The sequence below is a fragment of the Ruegeria sp. HKCCD6426 genome (genome assembly GCF_057221115.1).
The window spans coordinates 39,774-55,127 of sequence record NZ_JBWVBF010000009.1 but is presented as its reverse complement, the minus strand read 5'-3'; the positions used below and the strand labels follow the sequence as shown (position 1 = coordinate 55,127).

15 protein-coding genes are annotated in these 15,354 nt (G+C 54.7%); 10 read left to right on the top strand and 5 right to left on the bottom strand.

The genetic code is table 11. The features are described from left to right. The 8 genes from AC2TDA_RS20410 to AC2TDA_RS20375 all read left to right on the top strand — a co-directional run bounded on the left by AC2TDA_RS20410 (window position 1) and on the right by AC2TDA_RS20375 (window position 6,648). On the top strand, window positions 1-456 hold the full coding sequence (locus tag AC2TDA_RS20410; RefSeq protein ID WP_480850605.1) for an OsmC family protein: 456 nt from the start codon (window positions 1-3) through the stop codon (window positions 454-456). Window positions 457-485: 29 nt separating this feature from the next. Then, on the top strand, window positions 486-1,559 hold the full coding sequence (locus tag AC2TDA_RS20405; RefSeq protein WP_480880611.1) for a C4-dicarboxylate TRAP transporter substrate-binding protein: 1,074 nt from the start codon (window positions 486-488) through the stop codon (window positions 1,557-1,559). 30 nt (window positions 1,560-1,589) lie between these two features. Further along, window positions 1,590-2,141 (top strand): TRAP transporter small permease subunit, encoded by a 552-nt coding sequence (locus AC2TDA_RS20400; protein WP_480880610.1) that lies wholly within the window; start codon window positions 1,590-1,592, stop codon window positions 2,139-2,141. Then, on the top strand, window positions 2,138-3,442 hold the full coding sequence (locus tag AC2TDA_RS20395) for a TRAP transporter large permease (protein WP_480850540.1): 1,305 nt from the start codon (window positions 2,138-2,140) through the stop codon (window positions 3,440-3,442). Before AC2TDA_RS20400 ends, AC2TDA_RS20395 begins: the two co-directional genes overlap by 4 nt. A 10-nt stretch (window positions 3,443-3,452) precedes the next feature. Further along, a complete protein-coding gene (locus AC2TDA_RS20390) occupies window positions 3,453-4,319 on the top strand; it encodes a dioxygenase family protein (protein WP_480850542.1) in 867 nt (288 codons plus the stop codon). A 21-nt stretch (window positions 4,320-4,340) separates the two neighbouring features. Further along, on the top strand, window positions 4,341-5,147 hold the full coding sequence (locus AC2TDA_RS20385) for an amidohydrolase family protein (protein WP_480880608.1): 807 nt from the start codon (window positions 4,341-4,343) through the stop codon (window positions 5,145-5,147). 68 nt (window positions 5,148-5,215) lie between these two features. Further along, a complete protein-coding gene (locus AC2TDA_RS20380; protein ID WP_480880606.1) occupies window positions 5,216-5,521 on the top strand; it encodes a FixH family protein in 306 nt (101 codons plus the stop codon). Between the two features lie 8 nt (window positions 5,522-5,529). Beyond that, window positions 5,530-6,648, top strand: coding sequence for a cytochrome-c peroxidase (locus AC2TDA_RS20375; RefSeq protein ID WP_480880604.1), 1,119 nt, complete (start codon window positions 5,530-5,532; stop codon window positions 6,646-6,648). Here the strand turns inward: AC2TDA_RS20375 and AC2TDA_RS20370 are convergent. Further along, entirely contained in the window at window positions 6,635-7,798 is a 1,164-nt protein-coding gene (locus AC2TDA_RS20370; RefSeq protein WP_480880602.1) for a pyridoxal-phosphate-dependent aminotransferase family protein, read from the bottom strand. The genes AC2TDA_RS20375 and AC2TDA_RS20370 overlap by 14 nt on opposite strands. Window positions 7,799-7,933: 135 nt before the next feature. Between AC2TDA_RS20370 and AC2TDA_RS20365 the strand changes: the two genes are divergently transcribed. Next, window positions 7,934-10,810, top strand: a complete 2,877-nt coding sequence (locus AC2TDA_RS20365) for an FAD-binding and (Fe-S)-binding domain-containing protein (protein ID WP_480880600.1) — start codon at window positions 7,934-7,936, stop codon at window positions 10,808-10,810. A gap of 9 nt (window positions 10,811-10,819) precedes the next feature. Next, window positions 10,820-11,497 carry a GntR family transcriptional regulator gene (locus AC2TDA_RS20360; RefSeq protein WP_480880599.1) on the top strand — a complete coding sequence of 226 codons (678 nt, stop codon included), beginning with the start codon at window positions 10,820-10,822 and terminating at the stop codon, window positions 11,495-11,497. Between the two features lie 33 nt (window positions 11,498-11,530). Here the strand turns inward: AC2TDA_RS20360 and AC2TDA_RS20355 are convergent, their stop codons facing one another. The 4 genes from AC2TDA_RS20355 to AC2TDA_RS20340 are packed head-to-tail and all read right to left on the bottom strand — an operon-like array spanning window position 11,531 to window position 15,309. Further along, complete coding sequence (locus tag AC2TDA_RS20355) at window positions 11,531-12,616, bottom strand: Ldh family oxidoreductase (RefSeq protein ID WP_480880597.1); 1,086 nt, start codon at window positions 12,614-12,616, stop codon at window positions 11,531-11,533. Further along, window positions 12,606-13,478, bottom strand: coding sequence for an ABC transporter permease (locus AC2TDA_RS20350; RefSeq protein ID WP_480850558.1), 873 nt, complete (start codon window positions 13,476-13,478; stop codon window positions 12,606-12,608). Before AC2TDA_RS20350 ends, AC2TDA_RS20355 begins: the two co-directional genes overlap by 11 nt. Continuing rightward, window positions 13,475-14,284, bottom strand: a complete 810-nt coding sequence (locus AC2TDA_RS20345; protein WP_480850560.1) for an ABC transporter ATP-binding protein — start codon at window positions 14,282-14,284, stop codon at window positions 13,475-13,477. Before AC2TDA_RS20345 ends, AC2TDA_RS20350 begins: the two co-directional genes overlap by 4 nt. Continuing rightward, window positions 14,281-15,309: an ABC transporter substrate-binding protein gene (locus AC2TDA_RS20340; protein ID WP_480880596.1), complete on the bottom strand. Its 1,029-nt coding sequence runs from the start codon at window positions 15,307-15,309 to the stop codon at window positions 14,281-14,283. Before AC2TDA_RS20340 ends, AC2TDA_RS20345 begins: the two co-directional genes overlap by 4 nt. Window positions 15,310-15,354: the final 45 nt, after the last annotated feature.

Sequence of the window (15,354 nt, the reverse complement as noted above, 5' to 3'; positions counted from 1 at the left end):
ATGAAAGTGAAACCTGTCGTGACTTACCGGACGACAGCTCAGTGCCCGACACACGCGCGTACCGAGATACCTATTCGCGATCTGGAAGTGGTAATCGACGAGCCCCTCGAACGGGGCGGCACAAACCTTGGTCCGTCTCCGACCGAAACGGCCATGGCGGCCTTGATCGCGTGTACGAACGTCATTGGACACAAGAACGCGCACCGTTTGGGAATTGATCTTGGCACAGTGACGATAGACGCGAAATGCAGGTTGGATCGGCGCGGTGTTCTGATGGAGGAGGAGATCGTTGTTCCGTTTCCGGAAATCGAGCTCACCGTGAATTGCGAAACGCCCGCTAGGCAGGAAGAACTGACAATCGTGGGCGAGGAGACAGCCAAGTATTGCGCCATTGCAAAACTGTTTGAAGCGGCAGGCACCGACCTGACCGTCAACTGGGTCAAAGCAAACAAATAAAAAAGACCCGACTTTCTGGGAGGAGAGAAATGAAAAACTGGACCAAACGCAGTCTAATAGGTGCCGCTGTAGCTAGCGTTATGGCGCTGCCTGTTGCCGCGGAAGAAACCATTTCCGCTGTCGTGATAGATGGCTACCCCGATCGTGCGCTGTGGGTGAGGGAATTCACTAACTTCTTCATTCCAGAAGTGGACAAACGGCTGGCCGAGTCCGGTAATTACAAGATGAACTGGCAGGAGAACTATGGCGGTTCGATCGTAAAGCCCAAGGGCGTTCTGGAAGGCGTACAGCTGGGTTTGGGGGACATTGGCATCGTCACAACCATCTTCCATTCATCCAAGCTGCCTAGTCAGGGGATCTCGGGCTCGACACCATTCGTCGCGTCGGATGCCCGCGCGGTGGCCAAAGCCGTGGATGAGATCGCGCGAGAATACCCGGCTATGCAGAATGAGTTCGCTGCGCAAAATCAGGTCTATCTGGCGACGGGCGTTGTGCTCGACACATATCAGATGTTCTGCTCAGAGCCGGTCGAGAAAGTTGCAGACCTTGAAGGACGCAAGATCGCGGGAGCCGGCCTGAACCTGCGCTATCTCGAGGGTATCAAGGACGCGGCGGGCGTTCGCGGTGGCCTGACAGATTTCTACAACATGGTTCAAACCGGCCTTGTCGATTGCGTGATGATTTGGCCGGAAGCTTCCAAGACGTTCAAGATCGTAGAAGTGGCCCCTTACATGTTGAAGGCAGACCTTGGCGCAGTGAATACAAAAACAGTCACAGTCAACGCCGATTACTGGGCAAGTCTGCCTGACGAGGTCAAAGACGTACTCCAGGCTGTGGCTATCGACTACCGTGACCACGTGGCAGGCATTGCAATGGATCGAGCCGCTGCGTCACGAGATGCCTTTGTAGAAGCTGGCGGATCGATCATTGAAATCTCGGACGAAGACCGCGCTGCGTGGGCAAATGGGATGCCCAATGTTGCGCAGGAATGGGCTGCAACGCTCAATGAGAACGGCGAGCAGGGCACGGATATGCTGGTCGCTTATCTCGGCAAGCTTCAGGATGCCGGTTTCACTGGTGTGCGCGACTGGACGGCCGAATAATCGTTCGGCGACCCGAGAAAGGGGCCATACATGCTGAAGACCGCAGTTGCCGTTCTGTCGCGGGTCGCTAATTCGCTTGCAATAACTGCCAACGCTTTGGGCACGCTCGTCGTCCTTGCGTTGGTGGTCATTCTGAATGTCGACGTCGTTGCGCGCGGGCTGTTTTCGGCTCCGCTGCGCGGCACCTATGAAATGGTGCAGTTTTCGGTCGTGATGATCGTTTTCCTGCAACTGGCCGATGTGGTCAGAGTGGATCGGCTGACACGTTCGGACGGGTTCCTGAACCTGATGTACCACCGTCGCCCCGGCCTGACAGCGAACCTGCGGCGCATCATAAACGCCATCTCGGCGATCTTCATGGCATTGATTGCCTATGTGACATTCCCTGAATTTCTTCATATGTGGGAGACGCAGGACTACTTCGGAGTTCCGGGTCTTTTCACACTCCCATGGTGGCCGGTCAAATTGGTCATCGCGTGCGGTACTGCGCTTGCCTGCGTGATTTTCCTGCTCAAGGTCGTCACGGCGCAGGACCGCCCGCAACTTATTCGCACCCCAGAGCATGACGAGGCGGAAGAATGACGCCGATTGAGATTGGCCTGATCTCGGTCGTCGCCATCGTCTTTCTGATTTACGCGGGCGTCTACATTCCGATTGCTCTGGGCGTGGTCTCATTCGTGTCAATCTGGCTCATGCGGGACAACTTCACGCTTGCGCTCAACCTGCTGAAGGTAGCGGTCGGCGACAGCGCGATGGAATACAGTTTCGCGACCATTCCCTTGTTTACCTTTATGGGGCTCATCGTCTCAAAGGCAGGGTTAGGCAGGGACATCTACGAAGTCATGACCATGCGGTTTCGCAAGGTCAAAGGCGGTATTGGGATGGCAACCGTCGGGGCCAATGCCGTTTTTGCCGCGGTGACAGGGTCATCAATCGCCTCGGCATCCGTGTTCACCAAAGTTTCGGTCCCGCAGATGATGGCGCAGGCCTATAACCCGCGCTTTGCCGTCGGAGTAGTGGCCGGGTCCTCGGTCTTGGGTATGATCATTCCACCGTCGGCTATGCTGATCATCTATTCCTTTGTCGCTGAACAATCTGTGGGGGACATGTTTCTGGCGGGTGTCATTCCGGGGATCATGCTGGCCATCGCTTATGTCGGCGCGATCTGGATCATGGGACGCTTCACCCCAACATTTGTCGGTGGCCGGGTCGTTGCAGACACCGAATGGATGTCCGGTCGCGAGGTCGCCTCCAAGACACTGCCGACGCTGTTCATCATCACTATCGTTCTTGGCGGGATCTATACGGGTTGGTTGACCGCAGTCGAGGCAGGTGCCGCCGGAGCTTTTGTTGCGCTGATCATTGCTGTTGCCCGCAAGTCGATGTCACCGCGCGCGTTCTGGGATGCATTGCTGGAAACCGGTCACATCACGGCGGCGATCCTGTTTCTGATTACCGCCGCTTCGATCTATAGCCGTATGCTTGGTCTGGCTGGCTTGCCCAATCAGTTGCAGGACCTGCTTGCAGGGAACTCGGCATCCTTCTGGTCGATCATGTTACTCTACGTTGTGTTGATGCTATTTCTGGGAACATTGCTCGACACGGCGTCGATCATTCTGATCGTTGTTCCGTTGTTCCTGCCCATGGCCGAAGCCTTGGATATGTCACTGATCTGGTTCGGGATCATCACTGTTGTTGGAGCTGAAATCGGGCTTTTGACCCCGCCTTTGGGCATTTCGTGTTTTGTCATCAAATCCACGATCAACGATGACCGCATATCACTCAAGGACGTATTCATGGGCGCATTGCCCTTCGCGTTCGTCATGCTGATCGTTCTGTTCATTCTGATCGAATTCCCGATCCTCAGCCTTGCTCTGATTTAAGGAGGCCAAGATGCGCTCTGTCACCAAAGACAATATCACCGATGTCTTCATGGGTTATCTGTCCAAAGACACCGATCCACGGATGCATGAAATCATGGGCTCCCTGGTAAAACACCTCCACGACTTCGCGCGAGAAACCAATCTGACACATGACGAGTGGCGGGCCGGGATTGCGTTTCTGGAGGGCTGCGCCGCCGTGGAAACCGAGGACCGGCATGAATTTGTGCTGGCCTCGGACGTGTTGGGTCTATCGTCATTAGTCGATATGCTGCATTCTAGAACAGAAGCGACCAGTTCGTCTGTTTTAGGTCCATTTCACGTCTCGGGCGCACCCCCGCTGCCAATCGGTGGTGATATGAAGCGTCACTACGACGGGCCAGTTCTCCTTGCTGAAGGCGTGATCCGAGATACGGAAGGCAATCCGATTGCCGGAGCAGAACTGGATATCTGGCAAACGGCACCGAATGGTCTCTACGCAAGTCAGGACGAAGAACAGGACACCTATTCATTCCATGGTCTGATGACGGTTGGAGAGGATGGCCAATATGCGTTCACCACAGTCAAACCAGTCGAATACACGGTGCCATCGGATGGGCCCGTCGGAGACATCCTGCGGGCGTGTGGTCGCCATCCCTGGCGACCGTCGCACCTGCACTACATCGTCAAAGCTCCCGGCTATCGATCTTTGGTGACCGAGATATTCCCGGACGACGATCCCTATCTGGATCAGGATACCGTCTTTGGTGTTCGCGACGATCTGGTGATGACCTATGTTGAACGCCCGGCATCAGAGTTTCCCGATGGCATGGAGCTTTCCGGTAAGATCACCGAACCTTTCTTGCACGTGCATTTCGACGTGACGCTTGCCAGAGTCTGAACGATATTGAGGAGGCTTGAGGTGTTGAAACATTTCTTCATGATAGGTGCCGCGCTCTTTTGCAGTACCGCCATCGCAGAAGAGCGACCGATCTTTGACGTGCATATTCATTACAGCCACGATGCTGTCAAACTGGTTCCGCCCGAACAGGTGTCCAAAATCCTTCGGGATGCGGGCGTGCGAAAAGCCCTAGTTTCCAGCTCGGATGACAATGGCACTCAACTGTTGTTGGCCGCAGCACCCGATATCGTTGTTCCGGCGCTGCGCCCCTACCGTCGTCGTGGTGAGATCAACACCTGGATGCACGATGAAACTGTAATCGACTATCTGGAAGAAAATCTGGCAAACAACAAATACGAAGCCATCGGCGAGTTTCACGCTTACGGAGACGACATTAAGACGCCGGTCATCCAGCGTATGATTGCACTGGCTAAAGAGCGGAACCTAATTCTACACCACCACGGCGATCGAGAGGCAGTTGACCTGATCTTCGAAACCTGGCCGGAGGCAAGGGTATTGTGGGCCCACTCTGGCTTTGATGATCCAGCGAGTGTTGTTGACGCGCTTAACACGTATCCAAGGCTTTGGGCCGACTTGGCGTTTCGTTCGGACATGGCCTCACGAGGCGGTATCGACCCGGATTGGAAGGCGGCTTTCGAAGCCTATCCGGATCGTTTCATGGTTGGAACGGATACATTTGCCCCGGAACGTTGGTATTACGTAGGACCACATGCCGATTTTTCGCGCGAATGGCTGGATTTACTGCCGGACCAGATTGCGGACAACATCGCCTATGCCAACGCAGAACGTTTGCTGGCATCAAAATGACCCACTGCTCTGTCTGGTTTCTGATATGGTCCAGCGCGGCCGTTGCTTGTGAAGCGACGGGGCAACGCATGAGTTCGGAAGTTCAAAACGCACCCGAGATTTATCTGGCCGTCGACGAAATTCCGTTGGCCCAACCGTTTTCCGTTTTGGTTTCAGTTTGCGATGAAACTGCCGTGCGCCAAATGCGTGTGGATGCAATCATGCCTGCTCATCAACACGGTATGAACTATACTCCTAAGGTTACCGCATTGGGCGGCGGAGTGTTCCGAGTTGATGATATGCTGTTTCACATGCCGGGTTTGTGGGAGCTGCAAGTCGATGTTGACATCAGTGGCCAATCGGTCTTCTACACGTCAGAAATTGCTCTGAAATGAAGCTGTTGATGACAGCTGCGCTAATGGTCCTGACCGGCGCAGTGCGTGCAGAGGTCTTGTTGTCTGGAGACGAAATTGAACAAACGCTGTCCTTTGGGCCGTGGCCACCAACCTTCCAGTCGGATCCAAGCAATAGGGTTTCCAAAGACGCCAGAGCGATCAAGCTCGGACAGGCTTTATTCAACGATCCGGTGTTGTCAGTCGACGGTGCATTTTCTTGTGCAAGTTGTCATGAACCTGAACAGGCATTTACTACGCCGGAGGCGCGGGCACTCGGCCGTGTTCTGTTAAATCGAAACACACCATCACTGCGGAACCTTGCCGGACTTCGCTGGTATGGGTGGGGCGGAAAGAGCGATAGTCTTTGGGCAGCCAGCCTGCATCCGATTATCGAAGAGCAAGAGATGGCGCACAGTACCGAAAGCCTAAGAAAAGCTATCTCTGAAAGTATCTACATTGATGATTTTGAAGCCATATTTGGCAGCATCCGAGATCAAGGCCCAGAACTTGTTCTGGTGAATACTGCAAAAGCTCTTTCGGCTTACTTGGAGACCTTAACTACCGAACGGACGCAGTTTGACGATTTTCGCGATGCCTTAGAGCACCGAGATATTGCAGCGGCTAAGGAATACCCCGAAGCAGCCCAGCGAGGTCTTCAGCTCTTCTTGGGGCGCGGAAAATGTGTATTCTGCCACAACGGTCCGAGATTCTCCAATAACGAGTTCCACGACGCGGGCGCGCCATATTTTCTGAGTGAAACCGAAGTCGACGAAGGCCGGTTCGGTGGATTGAACTTTTTGCTCTCAAGCCCCTACACACTGGACGGCGACTGGAATGACGATCCGGATAAGAAAGGCGCATGGGCGGTTCGCAGTGTGCGCAGAAGCCATTCAGATTTTGGAACCTTTCGGACGCCCAGCCTGCGTGGTTTAGCCGAAACTGCGCCTTATATGCATGACGGCAGTTTGATCGAATTGGATGCGGTGATCAGGCACTACAACAAAATTGATGCAGAGAGACTTCACACCGATGGCGAAGCCATACTCTCAGAATTGAATTTGTCCGAGCAGGAGATCGCGGACCTAGTTGCGTTTTTGGAGAGTCTGTCCAGCGTCACGCCGCCTTGAGATGCTCCAACGCAGCCTGCGTGCCGCCTGTGTTATGAGGCACGCCGCTCTTGGCGAGACCCATTTCTACGCCTGAGAGTGTGGCCATCAACATCAGGTCGTTAAAGTCGCCCAAATGACCTATGCGAAATACCTTGTCGGCTACTTTGGACAGGCCATTTCCTAGCGAAATATCATAGTGCTCCAGCGCCGTCGCTCGAAACGCGTCGGCGGAGTGACCTTCAGGGACCTTAACCGCAGTCAAGACGCCCGATTCCTGACCTTGATGAGTGCACAAAACTTCAAGACCCCAGGCGCGCACGGCGGCCCGTGTTGCGGCTCCGTGACGGGCATGACGGGAGAAGACGTTGTCCAAGCCCTCCTCGTGCAACATGTCTATGGCCTCAATTAACCCATAGAGAAGATTGGTGCCGGGGGTGTATGGAAAGAACCCTTTCTGGTTTGGCCCGACCATATCCTGCCAATCCCAGTAACTTCGCGGCGTGGTCACGGACTTTGAATGTTCCAGTGCACGATCGCTTACCGCATTGAAGCTCAGACCAGGCGGTAGCATCAGCCCTTTTTGCGAACCGGAGACACAGACATCAACCCCCCAGTCATCAAACCGAAAATCGATCGACGCAAGGCCAGAGATGGAGTCCACGATGAGAAGCGCAGGGTGATCCGCCGCGTCTATGGCTCTGCGCACTTCCTCAATTGGTGAGACTGACCCGGTAGACGTTTCATTGTGTACGACGCAAACAGCCTTGATCTCGTGCTGACTGTCCGCGCGCAATCGGTCTTCAATCTGAGTAGGGTCCGCGCCGCCACGCCAATCCCCTTCAATAAGCTCTGGCCGCAGTCCGATTTTCTTGGCCAGGTTGTTCCACATAAATGCGAAATGTCCTGTTTCGAACATGAGGACTTTGTCGTCCGGCGACAGTGTATTCACTAACGCAGCTTCCCATGCTCCGGTCCCGGACGACGGGAAGATAAAGACGTTCTGTTTTGTCCTGAAAATCGTCTTCATACCATTGAGGGCCTTACTCCCCACTTCAGCAAAATCGGGTCCTCGATGATCAATGGTCTGCGTGCTTATGGCTTTCAGGATACGCTCCGGCACAGCACTTGGCCCTGGAATCTGCAAAAAGTGTCTACCCGCCTGACGCATTTGAACTGATCCTTACGCTGGTGCCAAAAGAGTGGCGCTATTACCTATTGCAAAAGTTAATTATGAATTCATTATTCAGTCAACGGTGAAGTGAAGCGTCTAACTGGGGCTTACAGGGAAGGGAAGGCGAACCTGATGGTAGAGAATGGATCGTTGTACCGCCGACTGTTGTCTGATGTACGGGGAGAGGTGATGTCAGATCCGGCATCGCTTGCTCGATACTCGACCGATGCCTCAATCTATCAGATGATGCCGGACGCTGTGGTGATCCCTCGATCCACAGAAGATGTCCAAGCCGTGATGTCCATTGCGCGGGACGAAGGAAGTTCGGTTCTTCCTCGCGGCGGCGGCACGTCGCAATGCGGGCAAACGGTCAATCAGAGTGTTGTGCTGGAAAACACAAAACACTTGAATCGTATTCTAGACGTAGACACTGAGAAGCGTATCGCCCGCGTTCAGCCTGGTGTTGTTCTGGATCAATTGAATAGCGCGTTGAAGCATCATGGTCTGTGGTTTCCGGTCGACCCCTCAACCGCGTCGCGCTGTACAATTGGGGGGATGGCGGCCAACAATTCTTCAGGCGGAAGATCTCTGCGTTACGGGATCATGCGAGACAACGTCAACGCAATACAGGCAATTATGGTTGACGGCATGGAAGCGCGGTTCAGCGCGGACTCGGCTGGGTCTGGTGACTATGGAAAACTTGTTGCCGATATGCGTGCTCTGGGACGTCGCGAGGCTTCCGAAATTGACGCATGTTTTCCCAAAGTCCAGCGCCGCGTGGGCGGTTACAATATCGACGCGCTCACCGGCAACGACGTCAACATGGCCCATTTACTCGTGGGGTCCGAAGGTACACTGGCCTATTTTACAGAACTGGAACTGAACCTTGCTCACTTGCCGGGCGAGAAAGTAACCGGTGTGTGTCACTTCCCAACGTTTCGAGCTGCAATGGAGGCCACCCAGCACATCGTTACACTCAACCCGCAAGCCGTTGAGTTGATCGACGACACCATGATCGCATTGGGGCGCGAAATCCCATTGTTCCGCGACACGATTGAGGCATTTGTCGAAGGCAATCCCGAAGCGTTGTTGCTGGTGGAATTCGCCGAGGGCAGCACCGAAGCCAATGCCGCAAAACTGGTCGAGCTTTCACAACTGATGGGAGATCTGGGATTTGCGTTCAACGGAGCAGCAAACCGCTGGGGCGGCGTTGTCTCTGTTACGGACAACGCCTTGCAGAATGCTATCGCTGAGTACCGAAAATCCGGGTTGAACGTGATGATGTCGATGAAAGAGGCGGGAAAGCCGATCTCCTTTGTCGAAGATTGCGCTGTCCCGTTGCCCGACCTTGCCGACTACACTGCTGGCCTGACCGAAATTTTTGCAAAACATGGTACGAAAGGAACTTGGTACGCGCATGCCTCGGTGGGATGCCTGCATGTGCGTCCTGTTCTGAACATGCGGCAGGACACTGACATCCGAACAATGAGGGCGATCGCCGAAGAAACCTTTGATCTGGTCAAGAGATACAAAGGCTCTCATTCTGGCGAACACGGTGATGGGATCGTGCGTTCGGAATTTCACGAAAAGATGTTCGGCCAGCGTATCGTAACCGCGTTTAAAGAGGTCAAGGCCCGGTTTGATCCCAACGGGCTACTGAACCCCGGCAAGATCGTGCACGCGCCTGCCATGGATGATCGCCGACTGTTCCGCTATGGCCCAGACTATTCGGTTCCGGAATTCGAAACGGCGCTGGACTGGTCCGCTTGGCCAGGTTCCGGAGGAGGGTTTCAGGGCGCCGTCGAGATGTGCAACAACAATGGTGCATGCCGCAAGCTCAAGGGCGGCGTTATGTGCCCTTCTTTCCGAGCAACCCGAAACGAGCGAGACGCTACACGTGGGCGGGCAAATACGTTGCGGTTTGCCATTAGCGGGCAGATGCCGGGGGGATTATCGTCAGATGTCATGTTGGACACAATGAAGTACTGCGTGTCCTGTAAAGCGTGCGCTCGGGAATGTCCGACTGGCGTCGACATGGCGCGAATGAAAATCGAAGTATTGTCAGCGAAACGTAAAAAAGATGGGCTGACGTTGGCAGATAAATTGATAGCTTACCTGCCCCGATACGCGCCAAAAGCCGCGAAAGTCGCATGGCTTATTAATATTCGAAACAAAATTGGACCCTTGCGTAAGCTTTTGGAAAGCCCGACCGGTATTGCAGCGCGACGTGACCTGCCACTGTGGTCTTCCGACCCGTTCCGTGACGCCGAGGTCCAAGACACTGACCCGCAGGTTCTTCTGTTCGCAGATGTGTTCAATCGGTATTTCGAGCCTGATAATCTACGCTCCGCTGTCCGGGTTCTTCGCGCGCTTGGGCTGCGGGTCGCCGTAGCACAGGATGACCAGACAGGAAGGCCGCTGGATTGCGGTCGCACTCTTTTGGCTGTGGGGTGCGTGGAGGAAGCGCGTCATGAGGCACAGCGCGTAATTGACGCGACACGAGAGGCAGTCGCAGAAGGGGTGCCGGTAGTCGGGCTTGAACCGTCCTCAATCCTCACTTTCCGGGACGAATATTTGGCTCTTTGCCCGGGACGGGAAGCAGAGTTGTTGTCGCAAGCCACCCATACCTTTGAGGAATTTTTAGCCAACCAGCCGGACATACCTCTGAAACGATTGGATCGCCCGATCTATGTGCATGGACATTGCCACCAGAAAGCACACGATGCTGTTACACCGTTGCTCAACCTATTAAAGCGTATTCCCGCAGCACAGGTTAACATGATTGAAAGCAGTTGTTGTGGTATGGCCGGGGCGTTTGGATACGCGGCCGATACTATCGACGTCTCGATCAAGATGGCAAAGCTAGACCTATTTCCAGCTTTAGACGCGGCACCAGTGGATGCAATTATTGTGGCAGATGGAACATCATGCCGGCACCAAATCACTGAGGGTACCCGACGGCAGCCCATGCATGTCGCGCGCTTGTTGGAAATGGTACTTGATGATTAGGAAGTGGTTATGAATCTGACGGATAGCATCAAGCGTACAACACTACATGAAGAGCTGGTCGAACGCTTGCGCAACCTCGTTGTCGAAGATGTTCTGAAGCCGGGAGAAAAAGTGCCCGAGAAACAACTTTGCGACTCGTTGGGGGTCTCAAGGACACCACTTCGGGAAGCCCTAAAGGTGCTTGCATCAGAAGGCTTTGTGGTACTCCAAGCCAACCGGGGAGCCCGCGTCGCAAGTGTCACGCGAGAGGAATTGGAGAATACGTTTCCAGTGCTTGCAGCGCTAGAGCAATTGGCGGGAGAGTTGGCGTGTCAGCACATGGATTCCGCTGAAATTGAACTGATCGAAAGTCGCCACGCCGATATGCTGAAAGCCTATAAATCACATGATCGACAGGCATATTTTAAGGCCAATCAGGACATTCATCAGGCTCTGATACGCGGAGCGCGGAACGATATCCTTGAAAGCCACCACACGCTGTTGGCCGCGCGGGTCCGCCGCGCACGTTTTATGGCCAACTTGTCAGACGAGCGCTGGGCGCAGGCAATTGACGAACATGAAACCATGATGGAAAAGCTTGAGACTCGCGATGCAGATGGGCTTGGCAAAACCATGAAACTTCACATGATGAACAAACTTTCTGCTCTTGTGAAAGCCCTAGACGCGGAGGAAGAGCCAATTGGATAATTCCCGATCAACAGCCGCGAGACGTTGCCTCAGTTAGAGCTGCAAGTCAGCGCCGAGGCTGGTAAACGGGAGATCCAATCCACAATCTAGAGCCAGTTTGTTGAGGTCACGGCAAAGAGCCAGGTTAAGCCTGACCCCGTCCTTGCGGCGGGCTTCGGCGGCGGCTGTTTTGCCATCGCCCGGCAGGCGTACCGGGTCATGGCCGGGCAGGGGCGCCGACGCGCGCATTTCGGAAAAGACGCGGGCTGCGTTAGAAGCAAAGTCTTTTTCAATCCCAAAGGCTGCAGGATCAAGCGCCATTACAAATTGCCCTGTGTTTGTGGACGACGTCGTGTCTGAGGTGAAGTTAACCACATCAGAGCCGAAGGCCGCACCGTTCAAGACCCCGGCCATCAACCCGATAGCTACAGACAGACCGAACCCTTTCGGACCGCCAATCGGCAAAAGAAACCCTTCTGACTTGAGGGCAGGGTCCGTCAATGGGTTTCCATCACGCCCAACCATCCAACCCTCGGGCATGGACTTGCCTTGCTGCAACAGGGTCTTGATTTTGCCCATCGCAGCGACCGTCGTCGCCATATCAAACACAAACGGGTCGGGCCCTTTGGCAGGGGCAGAAAAAGCGATGGGATTGGTGCCAAGAAGCAAGTCACTGCCGCCATAGGGCGGGACATGGTTTGCACTGCCCACCGCCGCGGCCATACCAAGCAACCCAGCCTCGGCTTGCGGACGCACATAAAGTGCGAGTGGTCCTGCATGGTTGCCGCGCCGAACACCGACCCAGCCGATGCCGGCCTCTTTTGCCTTTTCAATTGCAAGATCCCGCGCCGCCGACATAGCCAAATGGCCAAGGCCGTCGTCACCATCAATCAACGCGGTTGCGACAGTCTCATGCTCTACGGTGACATTTGGCGTGGCATTGCACCCACCCCCAGCTAATCGGGCAAGGTACTGGCGCAGGCGAAAGACACCGTGCGTGCCGTATCCGTATATGTCGGCCTCAACCATCAGCGAGGCCACCTTGTCCGCATCTGCTTTTAGTACACCCCGAGTTTCGAGTGCGCTTGCCACAAATTCACGCAAGGTCTGGCAGTCAATTCTCACAGGCTCAGAAATCATCTCTTCCCACCTGTTCTTTGTGCCAGAACACCAGTTTGCGCTGTGTCCAAACCACTGTTGCAAAGACAGCGAGGCCAACAAGACTGAGATACAGGATCAACGAGAAGACGCGTGGTGTGTTGAGCTGCGAAGCCGCAACACGGATCAACTCACCGAACCCTTTTCCTCCTCCCAGAAATTCTCCGGTGATCGCGCCAGCCATTACGCCGACTGCTCCGATCTTGAGGCCGGTAAAAATCTGCGGAAGGCCGGTCGGCAGCTTCATCTTTATCAATGTCTGCATCCGACTTGCGCCCATCGTCTTGAAAAGCATGCGCGCGTTTTCGTCGGCGGCGTGAAGCCCTGCCGCAGTACCTACCACGATTGGAAAGGTCGCGATAAAGGCCGCAAGGGCCACCTTAGATTCAATGCCAAATCCCAGCCAAGCTACGAAAAGCGGGGCGAATGCTACTTTTGGCATGGTATCGATAGACACCAGGTAAGGCATTACAGCCTTTTCGCCAAAAGCCGTTTCCCCGACAAGCACGCCAAGCGAAAATCCGATCGCAATGGCCAGCGCAAAACCATAGATCACTTCTTTTATGGTGATCCAAAGCGCACCAAGCATGTAGCCGCCTGACAATAGGTTTTGGCCCACGAAGATCATATCTTTGAGGGTTTCCAACGGCGTCGGCAGAATGATCGGAGAGACAAGTTTAAAGCTTGTCACCATTTGCCAAGTACCTACGAACACCAAGAAGACAAAGGTCATCGCCAGCCAACGAGGAACCGAGTCAATAAAGTGGACTTTCTGTTCCCATACCGTGTCTTCTGAGGTGTCAGCATCTTTGACGGAGGGTGAGTAATTCTGAACTTCGCTCACATTTCTTCTCCTTTATCCAGGAGGCTGCGAATGTAATCCACAATAGCGCCGAATTTGGGAGTCGTCATCATATCGAGCGTACGCGGGCGCGGCAGGTCGACCTCAACAATTTCGGCAATCCTGCCCGGGCGTGGTTTCAGCACGACGATCTCGTCGGACAAAATCACGGCTTCCTGAATCGAGTGCGTTACAAGAAATGCGGTGGCATCCTGTTCTCGACAAATACGCTGCAACTCCATGTTCATCATGTCGCGCGACAATTCATCGAGTGCGCTGAACGGTTCGTCCATCAATAGCACTGCTGGCTCTGTGATCAGCATACGGCAGATCGAAGCGCGTTGTGCCATACCGCCTGACAATTCGTTCGGGTATACGTTCTCGAACCCTTGCAAACCTACGATGTCTAAAAGTTCATGAGCTTTGCCCATAGCTTTTTTGGCCGCAGCTTTGCCGTCGCGAATCTCGATCGGCAAGACGATGTTTTCCACCGCCGTTTTCCAAGGAAATAGTGTTGCCTGCTGGAACATCATGCCAATGTCCCGGCGGGTCCCAGTGACTGGTTGCCCTTGAAGGATCACACGCCCTTTGGTGGGCGGGATCAGACCCGCCATGATTTTGAGCAGAGTTGACTTCCCGCAGCCGCTGGACCCGATGACGGATGTGAAACTGCCCTTCCGCAGTGACAGGTTTATGTCCTCGAGAGCGACAACAAGATTGCGTGCATAGGTCTTGCTTACGTGGGTCAACTCATAGACCGGCGTGCCCAAGGGCGCGCCGGAAAACTCATGTGTGACTACAGCGTTCATTTGCTGGCAGCCTCGTTGCCGATGGCAGCAAACTCGTTGGTCCAAGCAGCGCTCAGGTCATCCAGCGGCCCTGGGATTTCGCCCCCTGCAACAAGTGCGTCTTGCCATTCCTGCCAAACTTCGGCGGGGTACCATCCCAGACCATTGCTTGGATCTGCTGCTATGGTTTTCGATCGTACGGCATCGAATAGCGCTGACTGGAATTCCTTGTCTTCGCCTTCCTGCGGATTGCCGTCCGCCAGATGTTTCAGCACGGCTTCGCGGTTGGCATCATCGAGTGCAAAGGCATGACCACGTGCGAATGCGCGGCTCCAGGCTTCGACCAATTCGCGGTCGTTGGCGATTGTGTCGGCCATTGTGGCGATGCCATTGCCGAAGAAACGCCCGAATTCCGCAGGCGTGATGTCACGCACTGCCATTCCGCGCTGGTTCAGAATTGCCGTATCTGCGGTAGAAGCAGAATACGCGTCGATTTCGCCATTGAGGAAAGCTGCAGTCGCCGGGCCACCGTCGCCGACGGTCAGGAAGGTGTAGTCTTCCCCTTCTTTCATGCCTGCGCCGGTCATAACATTGCGTGCAAAGCCCACTTCTGCGCCATCGGCAGTGCCTGTTCCGATTACCTTGCCGCGCAGTTCCTCAACGTTTTGGATCTCTGAGTCTTCTGGCACGGCGATGCCGAAGTTGCTGCGAGCGGCAACGTTGTAGATGTGTACGGCATCCACATCGCGCGACCGCGCCGCTATCAGGGGACCGGGTCCGGGGCGACCAAAGTGCGCTTGCCCGGCGGATAATGCCTGAAGCACAGCTCCCGAGCCGTTGATCGCCTCGACGGTCACGTCCAAACCTTCATCTGCGAAGTACCCTTCGCCAATGGCGACAAAAACAGGAAATGAGTTGATTGCCGAAGGGCTTGGCTGGACGAAGGTTATTTTACGCACGTCCTGCGCAAAACCCTTTGTTCCTAGTGCTCCTGCGACCGGAACCGCCGAAAGCAAGGACGCTGTGAAAGTCCTTCTGTTCATCATTTTAGTCTTCCTCCCTTGCATGGTTGGCAACCCGCAGATTCAGCT